The following is a 25,583-nucleotide window of genomic DNA, read 5'->3' as shown; positions in this document are numbered from 1 at the left end:
TCGCATCGTCACGGCAAGCCTTGACGATCATGGTCCGGTAGCGACATTCGCCGGGCCATCAATAGAGAGCCGCGAGTAAGCGGTTGTTTTCACGGCCGGCCTCGAGTCGGCCGTTTTATGGGGAGTTCACAGTGAAACCGGTCAAAGTAGGCATCTGTGGGTTAGGAACCGTCGGTGGCGGTACCTTCAACGTACTTCAGCGCAACGCCGAGGAAATTGCTCGTCGTGCCGGGCGTGGGATCGAAGTGGCACAAATTGCCATGCGCACGCCAAAGCCTCAGTTCCAAACGACCGGTATTGCGATTACCAACGATGTCTTCGAAGTGGCCACGAACCCTGAGATCGACATCGTTATAGAGCTGATGGGCGGCTACACCGTTGCCCGCGAGCTGGTACTCAAGGCCATCGAGAATGGCAAGCATGTGGTCACCGCGAACAAGGCGCTTATCGCCGTTCACGGTAATGAAATTTTCGCCAAGGCCCGCGAGAAGGGCGTGATCGTTGCGTTCGAAGCGGCGGTGGCCGGTGGCATCCCGGTGATCAAGGCGATCCGCGAAGGCCTGTCCGCCAACCGCATCAACTGGGTAGCCGGCATCATCAACGGCACCGGTAACTTCATCCTGACGGAAATGCGCGAGAAGGGTCGCACCTTCGAAGACGTATTGGCCGAAGCCCAGGCCCTGGGTTACGCCGAAGCCGATCCGACCTTCGACGTCGAGGGTATCGACGCCGCTCACAAGCTGACGATCCTGGCGTCCATCGCGTTCGGTATTCCGTTGCAGTTCGACAAGGCTTACACCGAAGGCATCACCAAGCTGACCACCGCCGACGTCAACTACGCCGAAGCGCTGGGCTACCGCATCAAGCACCTGGGCGTGGCGCGCAGCACCGCGGCCGGTATCGAACTGCGCGTGCACCCGACGCTGATCCCGGCCGATCGCCTGATCGCCAACGTCAACGGCGTGATGAACGCGGTGATGGTCAACGGTGATGCTGCCGGTTCGACCCTGTTCTACGGTGCTGGTGCCGGCATGGAGCCGACCGCTTCGTCGGTGATCGCCGACCTGGTGGACGTGGTCCGCGCCATGACTTCCGACCCGGAAAACCGCGTGCCGCACCTCGCATTCCAACCGGATTCACTGTCGGATCACCCGATCCTGCCGATCGAAGCCTGCGAAAGTGCCTACTACCTGCGCATTCAGGCCAAGGACCATCCGGGCGTATTGGCTCAGGTCGCGAGCATCCTCTCGGAGCGCGGCATCAACATCGAGTCGATCATGCAGAAGGAAGCCGAGGAGCACGACGGCCTGGTGCCGATGATCCTGCTGACCCACCGCGTGCTGGAACAGCACATCAACGATGCCATCGCTGCTTTGGAAGCCTTGGCGGGTGTGGTCGGTCCGGTCGTACGGATCCGTGTCGAGCACCTTAACTAAAACAGCTGCAAGCTATCAGCTTCAAGCTGCAAGCCAGAAGCCAGTGACGCTCAGCTTGCAGCTTGAAGCTTGAAGCTTGAAGCTCAAACCGAAGGTTTGAAAACATGCGCTACATCAGTACCCGCGGCCAGGCACCGGCCCTGAATTTCGAAGACGTCCTGCTGGCAGGCCTTGCCACCGACGGCGGTCTGTACGTCCCGGAAAACCTGCCACGTTTCACCCAGGAAGAAATCGCTTCGTGGGCCGGCCTGCCGTATCACGAGCTGGCTTTCCGCGTCATGCGCCCGTTCGTCACCGGCAGCATTCCGGACGCCGATTTCAAAAAGATTCTTGAAGAAACCTATGGTGTATTCGCCCATAGCGCCGTTGCGCCGCTGCGTCAGCTGAACGGCAACGAATGGGTGCTGGAGCTATTCCACGGCCCGACCCTGGCGTTCAAGGACTTCGCCCTGCAATTGCTCGGTCGCCTGCTCGACTACGTGCTGGAAAAGCGCGGCGAGCGCGTGGTGATTGTCGGCGCCACCTCCGGTGATACCGGCTCGGCCGCCATCGAAGGCTGCAAGCACTGCGAAAACGTCGACATCTTCATCCTGCATCCGCACAACCGGGTGTCCGAAGTGCAGCGTCGGCAGATGACCACCATCTTCGGTGAGAACATCCACAACATCGCCATCGAAGGCAACTTCGATGACTGCCAGGAAATGGTCAAGGCGAGCTTCGCCGACCAGGGCTTCCTCAAGGGCACTCGCCTGGTCGCCGTGAACTCGATCAACTGGGCGCGGATCATGGCCCAGATCGTTTACTACTTCCACGCAGCCCTGCAACTGGGCGGCCCGGCGCGTTCGGTGTCGTTCTCGGTGCCGACCGGCAACTTCGGCGACATCTTCGCCGGTTACCTGGCGCGCAACATGGGCCTGCCGATCAACCAGTTGATCGTCGCCACCAACCGCAACGACATCCTGCACCGCTTCATGAGCGGCAACCAGTACGTCAAGGAAACCCTGCACGCCACGCTGTCGCCGTCCATGGACATCATGGTGTCGTCGAACTTCGAACGCCTGCTGTTCGACCTGCATGGTCGCAACGGCGCGGCCATCGCCGGGCTGATGGATTCGTTCAAGCAGGGTGGCGGTTTCAGCGTCGAGCAAGAGCGCTGGACCGAAGCCCGCAAGTTGTTCGACTCGCTGGCCGTGGATGACGCACAAACCTGCGAAACCATCGCCGAAGTCTACGAGCAGACTGGTGAAGTGCTGGATCCACACACGGCCATCGGCGTGAAAGCTGCGCGGGAATGCCGTCGTAGCCTGGACATTCCAATGGTGATCCTGGGCACCGCCCACCCGGTCAAATTCCCGGACGCCGTGGAAAAAGCCGGTGTAGGAAAAACGCTCGAACTGCCGGTACATCTTTCTGATTTGTTTGAGCGAGACGAACGTTGCACCATATTGCCAAATGACCTGAAGGCCGTGCAGGCCTTTGTCAGTCAGCATGGCAACCGCGGCAAGCCGCTGTAACCGGTCAGCGCTGTAACATTTTGAAGCCCGTCTCCTGACGGGCTTTTTCATTTCTGCATGCACACTTGTCGTGTTATCGCCGCGAAGGGACAGGCGAATGGATCACCAAGGACGTGGGAATGCTGTTTACAAGTGTGTTCAAGCCAGTCGCGCGCTGGCTGTTTTTATTCGGCATGCTGGGAATCGCCGAATGGGGAGGGGCGAGCCCTGCATCGATTCAGGAGCGTGGAAAGTCTGTCGCACGTTCCATGATCGTGCTGGATGACCAGGAGTTGCAGTGGATGGCCAGCCATCCACGGGTCGTGGTCACGGCACTGGAATACCCGTTGTACCTGTTCAAGGATGAACATGGCCGATGGACGGGCTTGAACAGTGACCTGCTCAAGCGCATCAGTGACATGACGGGGTTGCAGTTCGTTTACCAGGAGTCTTTTTCCACCGATCAGATGCTGGCCCATCTGGAAAGCGGCGCTGCGGATTTGAGTACGACCCTGGCGATGAATGACGAACGCAAGGCGTTTCTCGATTTCAGTCATGCGTACGGCGGTGCAGGATGGGTCTTTGTCGGGCAGGCCGGGGCACCGCCGGTGCAGTCGCTGGAGGACATGACGAAGCGGGTACTGGTGCTACCGACCCGGCATGCACTGGAAGCGATGATCCGTCGCAATTACCCGTCCATCGAGTTGCGTTCGGTTAAAACCTACGCTGAGGCCCGTGCCTGGGTGGAAAGCGGTGAAGCCTACGCCACCATCGAAAGCGAAATCGGTGCCCAGCTTATTCCGTCGGGCCGGCTACAGATCGGCGCCGTGGTACCGGGCAAATGGGATGCGGATTATCTGGCGGTGCGTAAAGGCCAGCCGCAGCTGCTGAGTATCCTCAACAAGGCGCTGGAGGCGTTTCCTGAACAGGAGTTGCGCGACCTTCGCCGGAAGTGGTTCGGCGGCGCTACCGTGCCACAGGCGCCTGGCCTCTGGCAGCGGATTGACCGGTGGGTTTGCTGGGGCGTGTTGGTGGTCAGCCTGTTCGGTCTGCTTTCCCTGCTCTGGAATCGGCGGTTGGCGGTGGTCGTCAGGCAACGGGTCGAGGCCCAAAGCAGTCTGCGTGATCAGCTCGCCTTCCAGCATGCCCTGATGGATGCCATGCCTGACCCGATGTTTGTCCGTGATCTGCAAGGGCGCTTGATCATGTGCAACAAAAGTTATGAGGACGCCTTGTCGACGCGTTTTGACCGGATGCAGGGGCGGCAGTTGTTCGAGGTCGATGCCATGCCCAGGCAAACCGCGGAACTGCTGCATGCCGAGTACATGACGCAATTGAGTACACGAAGGACGCGCTTTTTTGAGCGTCAATTGATGTTCAAGGACGGTGTCAGGGATATCTACCAGTGGACAGTGCCGTTTTACACGGCCGATGGCCAGCTGCGAGGATTGTTGGGAGGCTGGGCCGACATCGCCCGGCGCACCCGACAAACGTGATGGTGGCGTTTTTTCTCTGTCATGTTCGCCGTGCATGCTCACTTGACTGGGTTGCAGGTTCGCCTGCGGTCGGTATCCAGAACTTTCTTCTCGGGCCAGCGGTCATTTGTTGTAGGCATGCCCCAGGCACGTTGTTTTCGGACTATTGAGTGGTGATCGGGATGGAAAGTATCAGTCTGTTGCTCGGTGAGGCGCTGAGCCCGTATCAGGTTACGTTGACCCCGTCAGGCATTCGTGGCGAATGCCGGGTGACCCTGAAGAATGCTATCGGCGCGACCGTGGTCGAGCGCGAGTTCAATCAGGCCCAGTTGAATGACAAACGCCTGTTGACGGATGTGGTCGACGGCTTGCATCGCGACGTGCTGATCGCTGAGGGACGCCTTGAGCCTTGTGTCATCGCGGCATTGCGCAATGCGGCGCAGGACAAGCTGCTGGCCAGTCGCAATTGAACGGATTTTTACGGGAACCTTCCCGCGCCCAGGTCAGTCAGACTTTGTAACAGCAGGATCAAGCATTGTGCTCCGGTGCTTGTAGCTTGCTGCTACTGGTCTCCAAACGGACCATGTTTAACCCCGGGTCGTCTCCCCACTTCTCGGGGTTTCTTTTGCCCGGGATTTGTCAGGGTTGCACCAGATTGTCGAAAAACGCCTTGGTGTCTTTCAGGTAATCGCTGCGACTCTCCGGATCCAGCCAGGCGGCGTAGGCCTCGTCAAGTCGTTCACGGGGAAGGGTACGCAGCACCTGGTTGATCTCGACAATGGCCTGCCGGCCCTTGGGGGTGTCGGTGCAACCGATGTAGCCGGACAGGTATTTGCCCGTGCCACGGATCGGATAGAACTGCAATTCATCCTCGGCAATGCCTTGCAGCGAGGCCTGGTAGCGAATTTCCGGGCGATAACCCAACAGCAGACGCAAGCGTCCCAGGCGCTGCATCTGCAGCAGGCTGCCCAAGGCGTCGTTGCCGTAATGAGCGGTCAGCGCGTCGGCTGGCGCTTGCTTGAGCAGCCCGTCGAGGTATTCGCCGTAATTGCGCTCGGCAATGATCCCCAGCTTTTCGCTGCCGCTGGCGAGCAGCGCCGCCAGGTCCACTTCGCCGTCCTTGATAAAGGGTGCCAGCACTTTCTGGTCGACGCGCCGCACGGCCAGGCCATTGCTCATGGCGCGAAAGACCGGAATGGAAAAGGCGATCCACTGTTCCCGTTCCTTGCTCCAGTTCAGCGCCGCGTCGCAGACGAGGGACGGCTCGTGGAGCATTTGCAACCCACGCGCGCGATTGACCCTCATCACGTTGTGCTGGTATTGCGGCATGCCGGCAATCAACAGTGGAAGCAGTTGATCGATAACGCCCTGGCCCTTTTTCGGACCGTCGAAGATTGTCAGCGGCGGCAGGTCGCGCTTGAGCCAGATCAGGGTTTCCCTGGTTTGCGCCAGGGCTGAGGGGACCGGTTCAAGGAGCAGGAGCGACATCGCCAGCACGCACAGCAGCCACCCGCCGAGTGACGGGCAGTGTCCAATGGCCCATGCAGGCAGGCGCCTCAGTTCAGATGGCTCCGTCTTTGCGCAACTGTGCGATCTGCGTCGCGTCATAGCCAAGTTCCTGGAGTACCTGTGCGTTGTGCTCACCCAGTTGTGGCCCGACCCATTCACATTCCCCGGGTGTCTCTGAGAGTTTCGGCACAATGCCCGGCATCTTGAAGTCTTTGCCGTCCGGCAGCTTGGCTTGCAGGAACATTTCCCGCGCCAGGTACTGAGGGTCATTGAACATGTCTTCGGCGCTGAAGATCCGGCTGGCCGGCACCTCGGCCTGATTGAGCTGCGCCAGCACCCTGTCCAGCGGCAACGAGTTGACCCAGCGATCGATGACGCCATAAATCTCGTCGCGTCGGGCATCGCGGCCATCGTTGCTGGCAAGCAGGGGGTCGTTGGCCAGGTCTTCCCGGCCAATGATCAGCATGAAGCGTTTAAAAATCGCGTCGCCATTGGCGCCGATCTGCACGTGCTTGCCATCGGCGCTGGTGTGGATCGAGGACGGGGTGATGCCCGGCATGATATTGCCCGTGCGTTCACGGATGAAGCCGAACACGTCGAACTCCGGGACCATGCTTTCCATCATCGCGAAGATGGCTTCGTACAGCGCCACGTCCACCACTTGCCCCTGGCCGCCGTTGACTTCGCGATGACGCAGGGCCATCAACGCGCCAATCACGCCCCAGAGCGCGGCAATCGAGTCGCCGATGGAAATGCCGGTGCGCACCGGTGGCCGGTCTTCGAAGCCGGTGATGTAGCGCAGGCCCCCCATGGACTCACCGACCGCGCCAAAGCCGGGCTGATCCTTCATCGGGCCGGTCTGGCCGAAACCTGATAGCCGCACCATGACCAGTTTCGGGTTCAAGGCGTGCAGGACGTCCCAGCCCAGGCCGAGTTTTTCCAGGACCCCGGGACGAAAGTTTTCGATCAGGATGTCTGCCTCACCCAGCAGCTGTTTCAGGATCGCCTGACCGTCGGAGTGTTTGAGATTGAGGGTCAGGGACTTTTTGTTGCGGGCCTGGACGAACCACCACAACGAAGTGCCTTCATACAACTTGCGCCATTTGCGTAATGGATCACCGCCGTCCGGGGATTCGATCTTGATCACGTCGGCACCGAATTCCGCGCAAATGCGCGAGGCAAACGGGCCGGCAATCAAGGTGCCCAATTCGATGACTTTCAGACCGGAAAGCGGTTTGGCGGTGAACGGCATGCTGGATCCTGTGGGGCAAAAGTTGGGCGAATAGAGCGTTTTAGCATAGCCGACTGTCCGACGCTCCAGCTTGATTGTGTTCAATTCGTGGATTGCCCGTCGCATCGGTTAGACTTGCCGCCTTTCCTCGTATCAAGAAGCCCGTTCATGGCCCAGCCGTCCACGACCTACAAGTTTGAACTGAACCTCACCGACCTCGACCGCAGCGTCTATGAGAGCGTAAAGCAGACCATCGCCCGTCATCCTTCGGAAACCGAAGAGCGTATGACCGTGCGCCTGCTGGCCTACGCCCTCTGGTACAACGAGCAGCTGTCTTTTGGCCGTGGTCTGTCGGAAGTGGATGAACCGGCCTTGTGGGAAAAAAGCCTGGATGACCGCGTCCTGCACTGGATAGAAGTCGGCCAGCCGGATGCCGAGCGCCTGACCTGGTGCTCGCGCCGCACTGAACGCACCAGCCTGCTGGCCTACGGCAGCCTGCGCGTGTGGGAAGGCAAAGTGGTGCCGGCGGTGAAAAACCTGAAGAACGTCAACATCGCTGCCGTGCCTCAGGAGGTCCTGGAAACCCTGGCCAAAGACATGCCCCGCGTTATCAAGTGGGACGTGATGATCAGCGAAGGGACGATTTTCGTCACCGACGACCGTGGTCAGCACGAAGTTCAGTTGCAGTGGCTGGCCGGTGAGCGCGGCTGATTTTTCGCTGCTGCCCCGCGTCACCCGGTTTATCCTACGTATTGAAGAGAAGCATCTTTCACCCCATGCGCATCGAACCTCGCCTGCTGCCCGACACCCTGCCATTCCTCGGTGATATTCCGCCGCTGTTGACCCGCCTGTACGCGGCTCGGGGCGTGCTGTCCGAGGCGGAACTGGACAAGAGCCTGGCGCGGTTGATTCCGTTCCAGCAACTCAAGGGCATCGATGCAGCGGTGGATTTGCTGGTGACTGCGCTCGAACAGCGCCAGCGCATCCTGATCGTCGGCGACTTTGATGCCGACGGCGCGACGGCCAGCACCGTGGGCACGCTGGGCCTGCGTTTGCTGGGTGCGGCACATGTCGATTATCTGGTGCCCAACCGATTCGATTACGGCTACGGTCTGACACCTGAAATCGTCGCGGTGGCGCTCGAGCGTCAGCCGCATTTGTTGATCACCGTCGACAACGGCATCTCCAGCGTCGAAGGCGTGGCAGCGGCGAAAAAGGCCGGGCTCAAGGTGCTCGTCACCGACCACCACTTGCCCGGCGACGAGCTGCCGCTGGCAGATGCCATCGTCAATCCGAACCAGCCAGGTTGCGAGTTTCCGAGCAAGGCGCTGGCCGGTGTCGGGGTGATTTTCTATGTGTTGATGGCCCTGCGCGCGCGATTGCGCGAACTCGGCTGGTACACAAGCAAGCCGCAGCCGAATATCGGCGAACTGCTTGATCTGGTGGCTCTGGGCAGTGTGGCCGACGTGGTGCCGTTGGATGCCAACAACCGGATTCTGGTGCATCAGGGCCTGGAACGGATTCGCGCCGGACGTGCCCGGCCGGGGATCAAGGCGATCCTCGAAGTGGCCAAGCGCGATCATGCGCGCATCACGTCCACCGATCTGGGTTTCATTGTCGGCCCACGCCTGAACGCCGCAGGGCGCCTGGATGACATGAGCCTGGGCATCGAATGCCTGCTGACCGAAGACGCAGGTCTGGCCCGTGAGATGGCGGCGCAACTGGACGGCATGAACCAGGATCGCAAATCCATCGAGCAAGGCATGCAGCGTGAAGCGCTGGCGCAGCTCAAGGATCTGCCGGTGGAGTCGATGCCGTTCGGCTTGTGCCTGTTCGATCCCGAGTGGCACCAGGGTGTCATCGGTATCCTCGCGTCACGGATGAAAGAGCGCTATTTCCGCCCGACCATCGCCTTTGCCGATGCCGGGGATGGCCTGCTCAAGGGCTCGGGGCGTTCGGTCCAGGGCTTTCACATCCGCGACGCCTTGAGCGTGGTGGCGGCGCAGCATCCGAATCTGATTACCAAATACGGTGGCCACGCGATGGCGGCCGGCCTGACGCTGCCGGAAGCGAATTTCCCCTTGTTCGCCGAAGCCTTCGACGCTGAAGTGCGCCGGCAACTGCGCGAGGAAGACCTGACGGGCCGCCTGTTGTCGGACGGCACCCTGGCGGTGGAAGAGTTCCACCTGGAACTGGCCCGTGCCCTGCGGCATGCCGGCCCTTGGGGCCAGCACTTCCCGGAGCCGTTGTTTCATGGGGTGTTCCAGTTGGTCGAGCAGCGTGTCGTTGGCGAGCGGCACCTTAAAGTCGTGCTCAAAAGTGAATGTGGTTCGGTGAAGCTCGACGGCATTGCCTTCGGGATCGACCGCGACATCTGGCCGAATCCGACCATCAAGTGGGTGGAACTGGCCTACAAGCTCGACCTCAACGAGTTTCGTGGCAACGAGACGGTTCAACTGATGATTGCCCACATCGAACCGCGGTAGCTTTTGTGGCGAGGGAGCTTGCTCCCGCTGGTGTGCGCAGCACACCCAAATGGTCAGACGTGGTTATTTTGATAGTCCGCAGTGACAGGTTTTGGGGTGGCTACGCCACCCAGCGGGAGCAAGCTCCCTCGCCACAGAGGTCGCATTGAACGCTGATTGAAGTGTTTCAATTCTTGAACCCTCCCTCATCCCCCGGTTGTCGACTAGGCTCTAAGCACTGCTTGATTTTGGCCTTGTGACGTCTTGTCGAATTTTTTGCCCGCGGGGGCGGGTGTTGTACCTTTTTCCTGTCACTCGTCGACTATTCAAACAGAACCTGGAGCCTGCCCACTGATTCGAGAGGTGCCCCATGAGTCTGCTGCTTGAACCCTTTACCCTTCGCCAATTGACCCTGCCCAACCGCATCGCGGTATCGCCGATGTGCCAGTACTCCAGTGCCGATGGCCTGGCCAATGACTGGCACCTGGTCCACCTCGGCAGCCGCGCTGTCGGCGGGGCCGGGCTGGTGTTTACCGAAGCCACGGCGGTCACCGCCGACGGGCGTATCACGGCCGAGGACCTCGGTCTGTGGAATGACGAACAGATTGAACCCCTGCAACGCATCACCCGCTTCATCACCGCCCAGGGCGCCGTTGCCGGCATTCAGCTGGCCCATGCCGGGCGCAAGGCCAGCACCTACCGGCCGTGGCTCGGCAAGCATGGCAGCGTCAAGCCCGATGAGGGTGGCTGGGTGCCGGTCGGCCCTTCACCGATTGCATTCGATCCACAGCACACCCAACCCAGGCAACTCGATGACGGCGAGATCGCCAAGGTCATCCAGGCCTTTGTCGATGCGGCAAAGCGGTCACTGACGGCCGGTTTCAAGGTGGTCGAAGTGCACGCGGCCCATGGTTACCTGCTGCATCAATTCCTGTCGCCGTTGAGCAATCAACGTCGCGATCAATATGGCGGTTCGTTCGAAAATCGTATTCGGCTGGTGCTGCAGGTCACCGAAGCGGTGCGCGCGGTGTGGCCTGAAGAGTTGCCGGTGTTTGTCCGGGTCTCGGCCACCGACTGGGTGGAAGACGGCTGGAACCCCGATGAAACCGTGGAGCTGGCACGCCGCCTCAAAGCCCTGGGGGTCGACCTGATCGACGTCTCGTCGGGCGGGACGGCGGCGAATGCGGAGATTCCCACTGGGCCGGGTTACCAGACCCGCTTCGCCGAGCGTGTGCGCAAGGAATCGGGCATGGCCACCGGCACAGTCGGCATGATCACCGAGCCGGCCCAGGCCGAGCACATCCTGCGCACTTGTCAGGCGGACATCATCTTCCTCGCTCGTGAGTTGTTGCGCGATCCTTACTGGGCGCTGCACGCGGATGACGATCTGGGCGGGCACAAGGCCGTGTGGCCGGCGCAATATCAGCGGGCGACTCATCGTGAGCAGCCCATTCATGAATCGGATTTGCGCGACTGAAATCCATCGATACGAAAAAGCCCCTGAATCGCGAGACTCAGGGGCTTTTCTTTATGCCGGTGACCGATCAGGCCGCTTCGATCTTGCTGCGGTTCTGTTCGACCTGGCTCAGGTAGCCCTTGAGCTTTTCCTGTTCGGCCGCCGTCGTGAACAAGCCGAGCTTGCTGCGACGCCAGAGGATGTCGTGGGCGCTGGTGGCCCATTCTTCGCTGCACAGATAGTCGACTTCGCGGGTGTAGAGACCGCCGCCGATGTGCTCGCCCATATCGCTGAGGTCCTGTACGCCTTCGAGCATGCGCCAGGTGCGGCTGCCGTAGGTAGTGGCCCAGCGGCGAGCGATCTCGCTCGGTACCCAGTCGAATTTGTCGCGGATACGCGAGCTCAAGGCTTGCGGGGTGGTCATGTCTTCACCGCCCGGCAGCGTGGCGCTGGCGGTCCAGCTTGGCTTTATGTGCTTGAAGTAGGGTGCCAGTTGCGCCAGCGCCGACTCGGCCAGTTTGCGATAGGTGGTGAGCTTGCCGCCGAACACCGACAGCAATGGAGCCTCTTCGCCTGTGCCAGACAGCGCCAGGGTGTAATCGCGGGTCACGGCCGACGGGTTGTCGGATTCGTCGTTGCACAGCGGGCGCACACCTGAATAGCTGTGCAGGATGTCGTCGCGGCTGATTTGCTTTTTGAAATGAGCGTTGACCACGTTCAACAGGTAATCGGTTTCGCCGTCGGTAATCGCCACTTTTGCCGGATCGCCGGTGTACTCGCGGTCGGTGGTGCCGATCAGGGTGAAGTGATTCAGGTACGGAATGGTGAACACGATGCGCTGATCTTCGTTTTGCAGAATGTGCGCGTGTTCGCCTTCGTACAGTTTCGGCACGATCAGGTGGCTGCCCTGAATCAGGCGGATGCCATATGGCGATTCCATCTTCAAGTCATCACGAATGAACTTGGCGACCCATGGCCCGGCTGCGTTCACCAATGCCTTGGCGCGAATCGAAAACAGGCTGCCATCGGCGCGTTCCAGGTGCAGGTGCCACAAGCCCTTGGCGCGGCGTGCGCTGACGCAGCGGGTCTGGGTATGAACGTGGGCGCCTTTTTCCCGGGCGGCCATAGCGTTCAAAACTACCAGGCGCGCATCGTCGACCCAGCAATCGGAGTATTCAAAGCCCTTTGTGATCTCGCTTTTGAGCGCGCTGTCGGTGCCGAACTTCAGGCTTTTCGAACCTTGCAGTTGCTCGCGCTTGCCCAGGTTGTCATAGAGGAACAGACCGGCGCGAATCATCCACGCCGGGCGCAGGTGCGGGCGGTGCGGCAACACGAAACGCATTTGCTTGACGATGTGTGGAGCCTTGGCCAACAGCACTTCACGTTCGGCCAGGGCTTCACGCACCAGGCGGAATTCGTAATGTTCGAGATAGCGCAGGCCACCGTGGATCAGCTTGCTGCTGGCCGACGAGGTATGGCTGGCCAGGTCATCCTTTTCACAAAGGAACACCGAGAGACCGCGACCGGCGGCATCCGCTGCGATCCCCACGCCATTGATCCCGCCACCGATGACGGCGATATCGTAGACCTCGGCGAGAGGGGGCGTAGGCAAGGTGGAATTGGGCATCGGCACGGCCTCGGAATTCTTTGATGTTCTGTATTTGAATTCGAACATTAATGTTCATTTGCGAAAATACTAGCCCATAAAGACGCGCACAGCCAGTCAGCTTCGATTGAAAATACTCATCGAAGGGCCGTTAAAGGAAAATTTACGAACATTTGAATGTATGTCGGGAGTGCTTTTGTGGCGAGGGAGCTTGCTCCCGTTGGGCTGCGAAGCAGCCCTGAAACCCGTCAACCAGGTTCAGTCAGGTGTATTGAGCCAGTCGGGTTTGCGACGGCTTCGCCGTCGAACGGGAGCAAGCTCCCTCGCCACAGGGGAGCGTCGCTTCCGAGAGGTTAAACGACTTCCAGCCGAACCTTGTGCTGGTTCAACAACTGCGCCAGTGCCGGGGAAGGCTGCTGATCGGTGACCAGGCAATCGACCAGGCTGATCGGCCCCAGGCGAATCATGGCGTTGCGCCCGAACTTGCTGGAGTCGGCAGCGAGGATCACTTGTCGGGCATTGGCGATGATCGCCTGGGATACCCGCACTTCCTGATAGTCGAAGTCCAGCAGGCTGCCGTCTTCATCGATGCCGCTAATGCCGACCAGGGCGAAGTCGACCTTGAACTGGTTGATGAAGTCGACACTGGCCTGACCCACCACGCCACCATCGCGCCGCACGTTGCCGCCGGTCAGCAGGACATCGAAATCGTCCTTGGCGCTGAGCATGGAGGCGACGTGCAGGTTGTTGGTGATGATCTTCAGGTGATTGTGATTGAGCAGTGCCCGGGCAATGGATTCGGTGGTCGTGCCGATGTTGATGAACAACGAGGCATGGTCGGGAATCTGCGCGGCAATGGCTTCGCCGATACGCTGTTTCTCATCGCGCATCTGATCGGCGCGCATGGCGTAGGCGGTGTTTTCAACGCTGGAGTCGTAAGCCGCGCCGCCGTGGTAGCGACGCAGTAAATTGGCTTCCGCGAGCTGGTTGATGTCGCGGCGAATGGTTTGCGGGGTAACTACGAACAGCGTGGCCATTTCCTCGATGCTGACATAGCCGCGTTCGCGAACCAGTTCGAGGATTTGCTGCTGACGGGGAGGCAGATTCATGGGGCGTCCTTTGGGCTGCCGTGCAAAATTTGCCCATGATGACGCAGGAATCTGCTCCCGACCAGTTTCCAAACAACGTGAAAACTACTGCGCTCGGAAATCCTGCGTTAAAAACAGGCTCGGACTGCTCATTTACAACCTCGTAAAGTCGGGTGCGACCCCAGCCGGTCCTCGCCTGTTTTTGCCTTGTCTTTCCTTCGCTCGCTACGTTTTCACGCTGTTTGGACATACAGATACGGGGACTGGAGTTCGCTTATTCAGCTTCGTCTTCAGCCGCCCAATTACGGGTGCGGCTGACCGCTTTTTTCCAGCCTGCGTAGAGTTTTTCCTTCGCCGTTTCATCCAGCGTCGGCTCGAACTTGCGCTCAATCACGGCCTTGCCGCGCAACTCCTCCAGGCTGCCCCAGAAGCCACAGGCCAGGCCTGCCAGGTAAGCTGCACCCAGTGCCGTGGTTTCGCGCATTTGCGGGCGCTCGACCTGTGTGCCGAGGATGTCGGCCTGGAACTGCATGAGGAAATTGTTCGCCACCGCGCCGCCATCCACGCGCAGGGCCTTGAGGCGTTCGCCGGAGTCCTGCTGCATGGCGTCGAGCACGTCGCGGGTCTGGTAGGCAATCGACTCCAGCGCGGCACGAATGATGTGATCCACGCGTACGCCGCGGGTCAGGCCGAACAATGCGCCACGGGCGTACGGATCCCAGTAGGGAGCGCCAAGACCGGTGAAGGCCGGCACCAGGTACACGCCGTTGCTGTCCTTGACCTTGTTGGCGAAGTATTCGGTGTCGTGGGCGTCGTTGATGATTTTCAGCTCGTCACGCAGCCACTGTACGGTGGAGCCGCCGTTGAACACCGCACCTTCCAGCGCATAGGCCACTTCGCCACGTGGGCCGCAAGCGATGGTGGTGAGCATGCCGTGTTGGGATTTCACGGCTTTGTCGCCGGTGTTCATCAACAGGAAGCAGCCAGTGCCGTAGGTGTTTTTCGCCTGGCCTGGCTCGACGCACATCTGGCCGAACAGGGCGGCTTGCTGGTCGCCAGCGATGCCGCCGATGGCGATGCCGCTTTTGGTACGGCCATAAATTTCCGAGGACGATTTAACTTCCGGCAGCATTTCGCGCGGAATATCCAGCACCTCCAGCATCTTCGCGTCCCACTCCAGGGTGTGGATGTTGAAGAGCATGGTGCGCGAAGCGTTGGTGTAGTCGGTGACATGCACCTTGCCGCCGGTAAATTTCCAGATCAGCCAGCTGTCGACGGTGCCGAACAGCAGTTCACCGTTGCGTGCGCGTTCGCGGCTGCCTTCGACATTGTCGAGGATCCACTTGAGCTTGGTGCCGGAGAAATACGGGTCGGTGACCAGGCCGGTAGTGTCGCTGATGTATTGCTCGTGGCCATCGCGTTTGAGCTGCTGACAGATCTCGGTGCTGCGTCGGCACTGCCAGACGATGGCGTTGTAGATCGGCCGGCCGGTGTTCTTGTCCCAGACCACTGTGGTTTCGCGCTGGTTGGTGATGCCTATCGCGGCCACCTGGTCGTGGTGCAGGCCGGCTTGCGCCAGGGCCTCGACCATCACGGCGCTTTGGGTGGCGAAGATTTCCATCGGATCGTGTTCGACCCAGCCGGCTTGCGGGTAGTGCTGTGCGAACTCCCGTTGGGCGGTGCAGACCACGTTCGCGTCGCGGTCGAAAATGATCGCGCGGGAGCTGGTCGTACCCTGATCGAGGGCAATGATGTAGTTCTTATTCTGTGTGTCGGTCATGTCGATTGCCTTGGACGAAATAAGGGAGTGAGGTCTGGCGCGCGATCAAAGGGCAGGGGCACGCGCCAACGGTATCAAGAAGTTCTGGGTTTGCCGTCAATGGCAGCTGTTGCATCCTTTGTAGCAGGTACGGCGCTGGGCAGATGGCGGGCAATCAGCCCGCGATAGGCGGCAGCACCGAGGCAAGCACCAACAATCGGTGCAAAAACAGGAATCAGGAAATACGGAATATCGCGTCCGCCGGTGAAGGAAATTTCACCCCAGCCAGCGAAGAAAGTCATCAGTTTAGGGCCGAAGTCTCGCGCAGGGTTCATGGCAAAACCGGTCAGCGGCCCCATCGAACTGCCGATCACCGCAATCAGCAGGCCAATCAGCAGCGGTGCCAGCGGGCCTTTGGGCAGGCCATTGTTGTCATCGGTCAGGGACATGATCACGCCCATCAGGATGGCCGTAATGATCACCTCGACCAGAAATGCCTGGGCGGTGGTCAACACTTGATTCGGGAAGGTGGAGAACACGGAGGCCAACTCGAGGCTGGCTTGAGTGCCGCGAACCATGTGGTGAGTTTGTTCGAATTCGAAGAATAGATTGCTGTAGAGGGTGTAGACCAACAGCGCTCCGCAGAAGGCGCCCGCCACTTGGGCGAGTATGTAGAAAGGCAATTTACGCTTTTCGAAGTCCGCGAAAATGCTCAGGGCAATGCTGACGGCAGGGTTCAGATGAGCACCGGAAACACCGGCGGTGAGGTAGATCGCCATGCTGACGCCGACGCCCCAGATAATGCTGATTTCCCACAAACCAAAACTGGCACCCGCGACCTTGAGCGCGGCAACACATCCTGTACCAAAAAAGATCAGCAGCGCCGTACCCAGAAACTCGGCCATGCATTGGCTCGAGAGCGACGGTTGTTGTAAAGCAGTTGTCATTGAAACCTCATTTTTTTTGTTGTCTGGCGCTTTTTTCCATCATGGTCGAAGCGCGTTTTTCGCCGAGGCAGGATCCCCATCCTGGTCGCGGTTTACTGCTGGGTGCAGCGGTAGGACGTTTCGTACAGTTTCAGAAACGAAAAAATATAGACAAGAAACGCTGCTGTCAAAGGTCGAAAGTGAACCGTCGGTCACAAAAAAACTATTCGTTGCATGAATGAGTGAGTCATTGGGGGATGGGATGGCCAGGCAATGGCGTCATGGATGCGCCGCCGTAGAGCCTTTTATTGATCAATGCCCTAGAATCGGGCGCAGTATTTTTCTTCTGCCGCCCAGTCTGGAGCTGTCATGACCCCCGCATTGGATTTGTTGAAAAAGGTTCGGGCCGAACATCGCGTACACAGTTACGAACATGATCCCAAGGCTGCCTCCTACGGGCTGGAAGCGGCGGAAAAACTCGGGCTCGATCCGGCGCAGGTGTTCAAGACCTTGCTGGCGGCCAGCGAGAAGGGCGAGTTGCTGGTGGCTGTGGTGCCGGTTGTCGGCAGTCTGGACTTGAAGGGACTGGCCCACGCCGCGGGCGTTAAAAAGGTCGAAATGGCCGACCCGGCGGCAGCACAGCGCTCTACCGGCTATCTGTTGGGCGGGATCAGTCCGTTGGGGCAGAAGAAGCGTTTGCGTACCTTCATTGATAGTTCGGCCCAGCCCTTCGCCAGCATTTTTGTAAGTGCGGGCCGACGTGGATTGGAAGTCGAACTGGCACCGGCGGTGCTGGCCGAACACACCCAGGCGAAGTTTGCCGATATCGGCCGTGCGTGAGCCTCGAAGCGGGTGCAGTGCTGTATGGTGAAAATCAGCCTGCTCTGTCACTGGTGCCGGCCGGGCCAGCGCGGCATGCTCGGCGGTCTGACAAAGGGAGAAAGTTATGCAACTGGAGTTCCATCAGGTCGACGCGTTCAGCAGTCAGCCATTCAGCGGCAATCCGGCGATGGTCTATCGGCTAGATACCTGGCTCGCCGATGAGTTGATGCAAAAGATTGCCGCCGAACACAACCTCGCCGAAACGGCGTTTGTCGTGCGTGAAGGGCAGGGCTGGCACATCCGCTGGTTTACGCCGACCACCGAGGTGCCATTGTGCGGTCACGCGACGCTGGCTAGCGCCTATGTGCTGTTTGAGATCTATAAAGAGCCTGTCGAGCGACTGGACTTCACCTGCAAATCCGGCCCGTTGAGTGTGACGCGGGAGGGCGGAGGCCTGTGGCTGGACTTCCCGGCGATCACTGCGTTGCCGGTGAACGTGATCTCGGACATCGAGCGTGCACTGGGCGTGAAGGCTGTCGAGGTACTGGCCTCGAATGAGCTGTTCGTGGTGCTGGAGTCGGAGCAAGCCGTGCTCGACTGCAAGCCGGACATGGTGGCCCTGGCGAAACTGCCATGGTTGGGCGCCATCGTGACGGCACGGGGCGAGCAACACGATTTCGTTTCCCGTTACTTCGCCCCGGCAATCGGCATCAATGAGGACCCGGTGACCGGATCGACCCATTGCCTTCTGATTCCGTACTGGTCAAAGCGTTTGGGCAAGTCGAGCCTGACGGCTTTTCAGCGTTCGGCGCGGGGTGGGGAATTGTTCTGTCGCCTGGAAGGCGATCGGGTGAAGATCGGCGGCAATGCGACGCTCGTAGCAAGCGGAACGCTGATGTTGGGCTGATCCAAAACCACTGTAGGAGCGAGCCTGCTCGCGATAGCGGTATCACATTCAACAGAGGTGTTGACTGATCCATCGCAATCGCGAGCAAGCGCGCTCCCACAGGGATTGTGTTGTTCAGTTAGCGGTGTTGTAGCGGCGGACACCGGATTCAACCGTCGGAATCTGCGCCGCCGTGCTACCGGACGCCTGGAACAGCACCAGGTGTTCAGCCGCGACACGAATACCCACCTCCGCCCCAACCTGACGGTCGACATGGCTCGGGAAGATCGATTCCAGCTGTGCACCTGTCGGCAGTTGCAAGCGATACAGGGTCGATGCACCCAGGAACGTCTTGCCGGCAATTCGCGCCTTCAGTGCGCTGTCCGGCGCATAGACGATATCGTCCGGGCGCAGCAGTACATCCACGGCGCCGCCTACCGGCCAGGTGTAGGCCCGATTGCCGCGCAACTCACCCAGTTCGGTTTGCACCGATTCGGGGCTGCTCAACTGACCGCGAATGAAATAGCCCTGGCCGATGAAACTCGCCACGAAGGGTGTCAGCGGTTCGTGATACAGGTTGTAGGGCGTGTCCCACTGTTCCAGGCGACCTTCCTTGAACACCCCAACGTGGTCGCTGACCGCGAAGGCTTCTTCCTGGTCGTGAGTCACCAGAATCGCGCTGGTGCCACGGGCCTTGAGGATGTCGCGTACTTCATGGCTGAGCTTGCGGCGCAATTCGCCATCGAGGTTGGAGAACGGTTCGTCGAGCAACAGCAGTTGCGGCTCCGGCGCCAGGGCACGGGCCAGGGCGACACGTTGCTGCTGACCACCGGAAAGCTCGTGGGGGAAGCGTTTGCCGAGGTTCTTCAGGTTAACCAGTTCCAGTAGCTCTTCGGTCACGCGATCCTTTTGCGGATGCTTGCGAATGCCGAAGGCGATGTTGTCGGCCACGCTCAAATGCGGAAACAGCGCGTAGTCCTGGAACACCATGCCGATGCGACGCTTCTCCGGAGCAAGGGTGAAGCCGGCGCTGGAGATGGTCTCGCCAGCCAGCTGGATTTCGCCTTCGTGAACCGGTTCGAAACCGGCAATCGCCCGCAGGGTAGTGGTCTTGCCGCAGCCCGACGAGCCCAGCAGGCAACCGATGTCGCCTGCGTTCAGGTGCAGGTTGAGGTTCTGCACCACGCGCTGGTCTTGATAGCCGCAGGCGAGGTTGCGCAGGTTAAGCAGTAATGGCTGGCTCATGCGTGGTGATACGCCGGTTCGACGAGGAACTCGAGCAGGGCTTTTTGCGCATGAAGACGGTTTTCGGCTTGATCCCAGGCCACCGAGCGCTTGTCATCGAGCAGGTCGACGCTGATTTCCTCGCCACGGTGCGCCGGCAGGCAGTGCATGAACAGCACGTCGTCAACGGCCAGGTCGAGCAGGGCGCGGTTGACCTGATACGGTGCGAACAGCTGCAGACGCTTGGCGGTTTCTTCTTCCTGGCCCATGGAGGTCCAGACGTCGGTGCTCACCAGGTGTGCACCACGCACGGCTTCCTTCGGGTCGCGAACGATGGTGACCCGATCGCCGGCCTTGGCCAGGAACACCGGGTTGGGCTCGTAGCCTTCCGGGCAGGCAACGCGTAACTGGAAGTCGAACTGGATCGCCGCTTCTATATAGCTGTTGCACATGTTGTTGCCGTCGCCGATCCAGGCCACGGTCTTGCCCTGGATGGAGCCGCGGTGTTCGAGGAAGGTCTGCATGTCGGCCAGCAACTGGCACGGGTGCAGGTCATCGGACAGGCCGTTGATCACTGGCACGCGGGAGTTGGCGGCGAACTCGGTCAGGTTGCTGTGGGCAAAGGTACGGATCATCACCGCGTCGAGCATGCTCGACATGACGATGGCGCAGTCGCCGATCGGCTCGCCACGGCCCAGTTGGGTGTCACGGGGCGACAGGAAGATCGCCTGCCCGCCGAGCTGGATCATGCCGGCCTCGAAGGAGATCCGGGTACGGGTCGAGGATTTCTCGAAAATCATCCCCAAGACGCGGTTTTTCAGAGGCTCGAACAGTACGCCGCGGTTACGCAGGTCCTTGAGCTCAACGCCTCGACGGATCACGCTGACCAGCTCTTCGGGCGTGCAATCCATCAGGGAGAGAAAGTGCCTTGCGCTCATCATTGACTACCTTTTGCTACAAACCGCAGATACTCAAAGCCTTGTTTAACGGAACAACGGGCGAGACCTGCGGCGTAAGCCGCACGGGGCGACGAAATAGGGGAAGGCGCGATCTTATAATTAAATGTCGCGTCTTACCAATAGGGCTACAGTTTTTAGGGAGTTTCAGAGGTGCTACGGGTTCACCGAGGTAGCGCTTTTGAAGCCTGTTTCCTGATAGCAGCGGTTCATTTGTACACCGGCCCCTCGGGGCTTGGCAATCAGGCTGGGCGGCAATGGTGCGCTGACAGTCGGTTTCTGACCTGTCATTCGAGCTCTTTGGCGTGATGTCGCCAGCCTGAAATATTTGCTAATGCAAAGTGCTGGGTTATAAATAAATCTCGAGCGACGCAGGAAGCCTCCCGATGGAATCGAAAGAACAGCTGCTAATGGAACTACTGGGCCTCACGGCACGCTCGCTGACTCACCTCACCGCTTCAATGACGACGATGTCCTTCGAGTTGATGCGCAGCGAGGACGTGGTCACCCGGACCGCTGGCCGCCACATGATTGATCGCATGGCCACCATCAGCGCCGGGCTCGACGAACACTGGCGCCTCATCGGCGAGCTGACCGGCGTTCATGGCCCCCACGGGCCGATTGAAACCCTTCAGGAAATCCAGTTGCAGGCGCCGCCCAGGCTGCCTTCGAACTGAATTCGGGCGGCCATCGGCTGGCCTGATAACCGTCGATTCACAAGACGAACGTCGCTGGCGTGGCGGCGGCTCCGGCGCCATAGTTTTGTTTCCGCGGCCAACGTTGCCCGCCCAAAACAAGACAGAAACTGGCCATGACCAAGACTCTCCATCACCGTGCGTGCCATTTGTGCGAAGCCATCTGTGGCCTGACCATCGAAACCACCAGGGGCGAAGGCGGTAACGTCCAGATCACTTCGATCAAGGGCGACCCCCAGGATACGTTCAGCCGTGGGCACATCTGCCCCAAGGCCGTGGCCCTGCAAGACATTCAGAACGATCCGGATCGCCTGCATCAGCCGATGCAGCGGGTGGGCAATGAGTGGCATCCCATCGAGTGGCAAGCGGCATTCAATCTGGTCGCCGAACGCCTCGCCGCCATTCAGGAGCGTCACGGGCAAAACGCCGTGGCGGTCTATCAGGGCAATCCGAGCGTGCACAATTACGGGCTGATGACCCACAGCAATTACTTCCTCGGACTGCTGAAAACCCGCAATCGGTTTTCCGCAACGTCGGTCGATCAATTGCCCCATCACCTGACCAGTCATTTGATGTACGGCCACGGTTTGCTGCTGCCGATCCCGGACATCGATCACACTGATTTCATGCTGATCCTGGGGGGCAATCCACTGGCTTCGAACGGCAGCATCATGACCGTGCCGGATGTGGAAAAACGCTTGAAGGCGATACAGGCCCGGGGTGGCAAAGTGGTGGTGGTCGATCCGCGCCGTAGTGAGACAGCGGCGATTGCCGATCAGCATCTGTTCGTTCGCCCGGGCGGTGATGCCGCGCTGTTGTTCGGCCTGCTCAATACCTTGTTCGCTGAAGGTCTGACTCGCGACAGCCATCTGCCGGTGGATGGCCTGGAGGACGTACGGAAGGCCGTCGCGCCGTTCACCGCTGAGGCCATGAGTCCGTTGTGCGCCGTGCCGGCCGAACAGATCCGCCAATTGGCGCGGGACTTCGCCGCGGCGCCGAGTGCCGTCTGCTATGGCCGCATGGGCGTTTCGACCCAGGCCTTCGGTACGCTGTGTCACTGGGTGGTGCAGTTGATCAATCTGGTCACCGGCAATCTCGATCGCGTGGGTGGTGCCTTGTGCACCGAGCCAGCAGTGGACCTGGTGGCGTCGACCTCGGGCGGGCATTTCAATCTGTGGCAGAGCCGGGTTTCCGGGCGGCCGGAATACGCCGGAGAACTACCTGTTTCGGCGCTGGCCGAAGAGATGCTCACCGAAGGGGAAGGGCAAGTCCGCGCGTTGATCACCGTGGCGGGCAATCCGGTGCTGTCCACACCCAATGGCCGACAACTCGAACAGGCGCTGGACGGGCTGGAGTTCATGGTCAGCATCGATCTGTACATCAATGAAACCACGCGTTACGCCGACCTGATCCTGCCGTCCACGTCGGCGCTGGAAAACGACCATTACGACACCACCTTCAACCTGTTCGCGGTGCGCAATGTCAGTCGTTTCAACCGTGCCATCCTCGCCAAGCCCGAAGGTGCCTTGCACGACTGGGAGATCTTCGTCGGGCTGGCCAAGGCATTTGCCGCCATGACCGGCAAAGAGTTGAAACCCACTATCGCCCCCGCACAAATGATCGATCGCGGCCTGCGCATCGGGATGTACGGTGACAATTCAGAGCACAAGCTGTCGCTGGCGACGTTGTTCGATCATCCCCATGGCGTCGATCTGGGCGCGCTCAAGCCTAACCTGACGCCCCGCCTGAAGACTGCCAATCAACGCATCCAGGCAGCACCGATCGAGATTCTCGCTGACCTGGCGCGCTTCGCAGCCTTGCAGGCACCGGCCGCCGACGAGTTGTTGATGATTGGCCGCCGACATGTACGCAGCAACAACTCATGGATGCATAACTATCATCGGTTGGTGAAAGGCAAGCCGCGTCACCAGTTGCTGATGCATCCGGACGATCTGGCGAGTCGCGGGCTCAGTGACGGGCAGCGTGTTCGGGTCAGCTCGCGGGTGGGTGTGATCGAAGTCGAAGTGCTTGGCAGTCTGGACATGATGAAAGGCGTGGTCAGCCTGCCTCACGGCTGGGGCCATGCGCGGCCTGGCGTGCAAATGTCGATTGCCAGCAGCCAGCCAGGCTCCAGCGCCAACGACCTGACCGACGAACGCCAGATTGACGAACTGTCGGGAAATGCCGCGCTCAATGGCGTGCCGGTGACCGTGGCGGCGGCTTGAATCAGTCTGACGGAGAGACCGAGCAGGGCGCTCGGCTTTCCGTTACAATGCGCCACCGTGCCGACCCATGAGTCGGAAAGTTCAGCCGAGGTGCTCCATGGATATCATCGAAACGATTAAAGAGCAGATTGCCAACAACACCATTCTGCTTTACATGAAAGGTTCGCCGAATGCCCCGCAGTGCGGCTTCTCCGCGAAAGCCGCGCAGGCCGTGATGGCGTGTGGCGAAAAGTTTGCGTACGTGGACATCCTGCAGAACCCGGAAATCCGCGCCAACCTGCCAAAATACGCCAACTGGCCAACCTTCCCGCAGCTGTGGGTCGGCGGTGAGCTGGTCGGCGGTAGCGACATCATGACTGAAATGGCTGCTGACGGTTCGCTGCAGAGCCTGATCAAGGACGCCGCCGCCAAGGCCGCTGCTCCAAAGACCGAAGCCTGATTCGCTTCTGCCCGGGTTTCGGCCAAACCTGAAACCCGGGTAACAAAAAGCCCCGCCACTCGAAAGAGGGCGGGGCTTTTTATTGGTGCGCCAGGCATGGCGCGTTGCGCGTAAGCGCAACCAGCTTGGCTGTGGTGGCCACGCTGGTGACTTGGAGGTGAAAGTCCTCTACACACCCGGCAAGGGGAAGTGTTAGCCAGAGGCAAGGGTGTCGCGGGTGACTGCGAATCTGAAGGAAGCCCGAGGCAAAATGCTGGCCTGACGAACAGGAAGCGGATAGAGGCGGCGCAGCGGGGTAAGAAGGCCAATATCTTCAAAGCCCGATACTTGCACGGAACGCTGCGACGTAGATCCGACAGGCATAAGCAGGAAGGTCGCGCGAATTACCCTGGGAGATCTGTTTAGCCTGCCATGTGCTACCGGCGTCGCGAGATGACGGGATGGGCGACAGAAGTCAGCAGAGGCCGTAGTAGTTGCTCGAAACCGGAGTAATGAAGGGCTGAACCTGCCATGAGTGGATAGTCGGGTGTGATCTCTGTTGGAGCGTAAAGCAGAAACTCCGCGTAGCGGAGGTCAAGACCATTAGGAGGTAGGAGCCGGAAGCTCCGAGGGCCGGTCTGGGCGCTTAGATACCGCAGGCGACACATCAACGGAACCAAGCTCGCTGACGTTGTTTGTCAGTAGGCAGGAACCGCCGTATACGGAACCGTACGTACGGTGGTGTGAGAGGACGGCGGGGGCAACCCCGCCTCCTACTCGATCATCGAAATTAATGGCGTAGAACTTACTCGTCTTCGCCCATCTGCGATTGCAGGTAGTTCTCAAGGCCCACTTTATCGATCAGGCCCAACTGGGTTTCCAGCCAGTCGATATGTTCTTCTTCGGACTCGAGGATATCTTCAAGCAGCTCACGGCTGCCGAAGTCGCCAACTGTTTCGCAATGCGCGATGGCAACTTTCAGGTCTGCATGGCCGGTTTTCTCGATACGCAGGTCGCACTCCAGCATTTCCTTGGTGTGCTCGCCGATGTGCAGCTTGCCCAGGTCCTGGACGTTCGGCAGGCCTTCAAGGAACAGGATGCGCTTGATCAGCTTGTCCGCGTGCTTCATCTCGTCGATGGATTCGTGGTACTCGTGCTTGCCGAGCTTGTTCAGGCCCCAATCTTCATACATGCGTGCATGCAGGAAATATTGATTGATCGCGACCAGCTCATTGGCAAGGATCTTGTTGAGATGCTGGATGACTGTAACGTCGCCTTTCATGATGGGGTCCTGCCCTGTATTAGCTGTCAATAGAGCAGAGTTTGAGCCGCGTATTTAAGAGTGTCAAACCTAAGTTATTGAAACTTAAATGAAAATTAATCGGAATAAGAATGTTTGTGTTCCGCGTCTAGAGCATAACTAGTTGATTTTGAGGCATAAAAAAACCGGACATATGTCCGGTTCTTTGAAATTCGATATTTAAGCTGCTGTAAATTCTGTTGGAAAAGGAATTGCAGCCTGGGCCGTTTGCAGTTTGGTCAGAGTCTCGCGGACCACTTCCTTGGCAAGGCAGGCACATTTGCCGCACTGACTGGCAACGCCGGTAGCCACACGGACTTCCTTGTAGCTGCAGCATCCTTCATAGATCGCATCGCGGATTTGACCGTCGGTGACGCCAGTGCAGAGGCAAACATACATAAGGAAGGTCCGTCGCTGATTGTGACTCAATTGCGATGGATCTTAATGTTAACGAGAATGATTGTCAAAGTGGTTTCAGGGCACTTTCTGCCATAAGCGGGTATGGCTGACGAACGGTCGGTCTGGCAAATCGGTGATACAAAACCGTCGGGGATTTCATCGCACGGGGAAAAAACAGCTAAGCCAGCTCAAACACGCGGTGTATGATGGCCGG

The 25,583-nt window shown here is 59.5% G+C and carries 22 protein-coding genes; 12 read left to right on the top strand and 10 right to left on the bottom strand.

The window, feature by feature from the left end; genetic code table 11:
• Positions 1-131: 131 nt before the first annotated feature.
• The 4 genes from KGB07_RS06135 (at position 132) to KGB07_RS06120 (ending at position 4,874) form a co-directional block, all read left to right on the top strand.
• Complete coding sequence (locus KGB07_RS06135; RefSeq protein ID WP_046041994.1) at positions 132-1,436, top strand: homoserine dehydrogenase; 1,305 nt, start codon at positions 132-134, stop codon at positions 1,434-1,436.
• Between the two features lie 104 nt (positions 1,437-1,540).
• Positions 1,541-2,950, top strand: coding sequence for a threonine synthase (gene thrC, locus KGB07_RS06130; protein ID WP_046041995.1), 1,410 nt, complete (start codon positions 1,541-1,543; stop codon positions 2,948-2,950).
• Positions 2,951-3,069: 119 nt separating this feature from the next.
• Positions 3,070-4,425 (top strand): transporter substrate-binding domain-containing protein, encoded by a 1,356-nt coding sequence (locus KGB07_RS06125; RefSeq protein WP_046041996.1) that lies wholly within the window; start codon positions 3,070-3,072, stop codon positions 4,423-4,425.
• A gap of 161 nt (positions 4,426-4,586) precedes the next feature.
• On the top strand, positions 4,587-4,874 hold the full coding sequence (locus KGB07_RS06120; RefSeq protein ID WP_046041997.1) for a DUF3509 domain-containing protein: 288 nt from the start codon (positions 4,587-4,589) through the stop codon (positions 4,872-4,874).
• Positions 4,875-5,043: 169 nt separating this feature from the next.
• On the opposite strand, the gene KGB07_RS06115 is transcribed toward KGB07_RS06120, so the two are convergent.
• Positions 5,044-6,012: a TIGR02285 family protein gene (locus KGB07_RS06115; RefSeq protein WP_046041998.1), complete on the bottom strand. Its 969-nt coding sequence runs from the start codon at positions 6,010-6,012 to the stop codon at positions 5,044-5,046.
• Positions 5,966-7,165 carry a CaiB/BaiF CoA transferase family protein gene (locus KGB07_RS06110; RefSeq protein ID WP_046042000.1) on the bottom strand — a complete coding sequence of 400 codons (1,200 nt, stop codon included), beginning with the start codon at positions 7,163-7,165 and terminating at the stop codon, positions 5,966-5,968. The genes KGB07_RS06115 and KGB07_RS06110 overlap by 47 nt, the downstream gene beginning before the upstream one ends.
• Before the next feature lie 147 nt (positions 7,166-7,312).
• Here KGB07_RS06110 and KGB07_RS06105 point away from each other — a divergent pair, with 147 nt between their 5' ends.
• From KGB07_RS06105 to KGB07_RS06095, 3 genes are all read left to right on the top strand, one after another.
• Positions 7,313-7,855, top strand: coding sequence for a YaeQ family protein (locus KGB07_RS06105; RefSeq protein ID WP_007971297.1), 543 nt, complete (start codon positions 7,313-7,315; stop codon positions 7,853-7,855).
• A 65-nt stretch (positions 7,856-7,920) separates the two neighbouring features.
• Positions 7,921-9,630: a single-stranded-DNA-specific exonuclease RecJ gene (gene recJ / locus KGB07_RS06100; RefSeq protein ID WP_046042001.1), complete on the top strand. Its 1,710-nt coding sequence runs from the start codon at positions 7,921-7,923 to the stop codon at positions 9,628-9,630.
• 349 nt (positions 9,631-9,979) lie between these two features.
• Positions 9,980-11,086 carry an NADH:flavin oxidoreductase/NADH oxidase gene (locus KGB07_RS06095; protein ID WP_223464910.1) on the top strand — a complete coding sequence of 369 codons (1,107 nt, stop codon included), beginning with the start codon at positions 9,980-9,982 and terminating at the stop codon, positions 11,084-11,086.
• Positions 11,087-11,153: 67 nt separating this feature from the next.
• Here KGB07_RS06095 and glpD read toward each other — a convergent pair whose 3' ends face one another.
• The 4 genes from glpD to KGB07_RS06075 form a co-directional block, all read right to left on the bottom strand.
• The gene (gene glpD, locus KGB07_RS06090; RefSeq protein WP_223464909.1) at positions 11,154-12,692 is read right to left on the bottom strand and encodes a glycerol-3-phosphate dehydrogenase; all 1,539 of its coding nucleotides are present in this window, start codon (positions 12,690-12,692) and stop codon (positions 11,154-11,156) included.
• A gap of 332 nt (positions 12,693-13,024) precedes the next feature.
• Positions 13,025-13,780, bottom strand: coding sequence for a DeoR/GlpR family transcriptional regulator (locus tag KGB07_RS06085; protein WP_046042004.1), 756 nt, complete (start codon positions 13,778-13,780; stop codon positions 13,025-13,027).
• 253 nt (positions 13,781-14,033) lie between these two features.
• The gene (gene glpK / locus KGB07_RS06080; RefSeq protein ID WP_046042005.1) at positions 14,034-15,539 is read right to left on the bottom strand and encodes a glycerol kinase GlpK; all 1,506 of its coding nucleotides are present in this window, start codon (positions 15,537-15,539) and stop codon (positions 14,034-14,036) included.
• Between the two features lie 74 nt (positions 15,540-15,613).
• The gene (locus KGB07_RS06075; protein ID WP_046042006.1) at positions 15,614-16,465 is read right to left on the bottom strand and encodes an MIP/aquaporin family protein; all 852 of its coding nucleotides are present in this window, start codon (positions 16,463-16,465) and stop codon (positions 15,614-15,616) included.
• A 348-nt stretch (positions 16,466-16,813) separates the two neighbouring features.
• On the opposite strand from KGB07_RS06075, the gene ybaK reads away from it, so the two are divergent.
• Complete coding sequence (ybaK, locus tag KGB07_RS06070) at positions 16,814-17,284, top strand: Cys-tRNA(Pro) deacylase (RefSeq protein WP_008053514.1); 471 nt, start codon at positions 16,814-16,816, stop codon at positions 17,282-17,284.
• A 106-nt stretch (positions 17,285-17,390) separates the two neighbouring features.
• The gene (locus KGB07_RS06065; RefSeq protein WP_046042007.1) at positions 17,391-18,173 is read left to right on the top strand and encodes a PhzF family phenazine biosynthesis protein; all 783 of its coding nucleotides are present in this window, start codon (positions 17,391-17,393) and stop codon (positions 18,171-18,173) included.
• Positions 18,174-18,287: 114 nt separating this feature from the next.
• Here KGB07_RS06065 and KGB07_RS06060 read toward each other — a convergent pair whose 3' ends face one another.
• Both KGB07_RS06060 and argF read right to left on the bottom strand, forming a co-directional pair.
• A complete protein-coding gene (locus KGB07_RS06060; RefSeq protein ID WP_223464908.1) occupies positions 18,288-19,397 on the bottom strand; it encodes an ABC transporter ATP-binding protein in 1,110 nt (369 codons plus the stop codon).
• The gene (argF, locus tag KGB07_RS06055) at positions 19,394-20,314 is read right to left on the bottom strand and encodes an ornithine carbamoyltransferase (protein ID WP_046042010.1); all 921 of its coding nucleotides are present in this window, start codon (positions 20,312-20,314) and stop codon (positions 19,394-19,396) included. Before argF ends, KGB07_RS06060 begins: the two co-directional genes overlap by 4 nt.
• Before the next feature lie 404 nt (positions 20,315-20,718).
• On the opposite strand from argF, the gene KGB07_RS06050 reads away from it, so the two are divergent.
• The 3 genes from KGB07_RS06050 (at position 20,719) to grxD (ending at position 23,691) form a co-directional block, all read left to right on the top strand.
• The gene (locus tag KGB07_RS06050) at positions 20,719-21,009 is read left to right on the top strand and encodes a hypothetical protein (RefSeq protein WP_223464907.1); all 291 of its coding nucleotides are present in this window, start codon (positions 20,719-20,721) and stop codon (positions 21,007-21,009) included.
• Positions 21,010-21,143: 134 nt separating this feature from the next.
• Positions 21,144-23,252 (top strand): molybdopterin oxidoreductase family protein, encoded by a 2,109-nt coding sequence (locus KGB07_RS06045; RefSeq protein WP_046042011.1) that lies wholly within the window; start codon positions 21,144-21,146, stop codon positions 23,250-23,252.
• A gap of 97 nt (positions 23,253-23,349) precedes the next feature.
• Positions 23,350-23,691 carry a Grx4 family monothiol glutaredoxin gene (gene grxD / locus KGB07_RS06040; protein WP_046042012.1) on the top strand — a complete coding sequence of 114 codons (342 nt, stop codon included), beginning with the start codon at positions 23,350-23,352 and terminating at the stop codon, positions 23,689-23,691.
• 784 nt (positions 23,692-24,475) lie between these two features.
• Here grxD and bfr read toward each other — a convergent pair.
• Together bfr and KGB07_RS06030 are read right to left on the bottom strand one after the other, a co-directional pair.
• Positions 24,476-24,952 carry a bacterioferritin gene (bfr, locus tag KGB07_RS06035; protein ID WP_008053519.1) on the bottom strand — a complete coding sequence of 159 codons (477 nt, stop codon included), beginning with the start codon at positions 24,950-24,952 and terminating at the stop codon, positions 24,476-24,478.
• 198 nt (positions 24,953-25,150) lie between these two features.
• Positions 25,151-25,369, bottom strand: a complete 219-nt coding sequence (locus KGB07_RS06030; RefSeq protein ID WP_080925403.1) for a bacterioferritin-associated ferredoxin — start codon at positions 25,367-25,369, stop codon at positions 25,151-25,153.
• Positions 25,370-25,583: the final 214 nt, after the last annotated feature.

It is taken from the genome of Pseudomonas sp. GL-RE-26 (assembly GCF_019956275.1).
Lineage (GTDB): Bacteria > Pseudomonadota > Gammaproteobacteria > Pseudomonadales > Pseudomonadaceae > Aquipseudomonas > Aquipseudomonas grandcourensis.
This window is presented reverse-complemented; position numbering and strand designations above follow the sequence as displayed.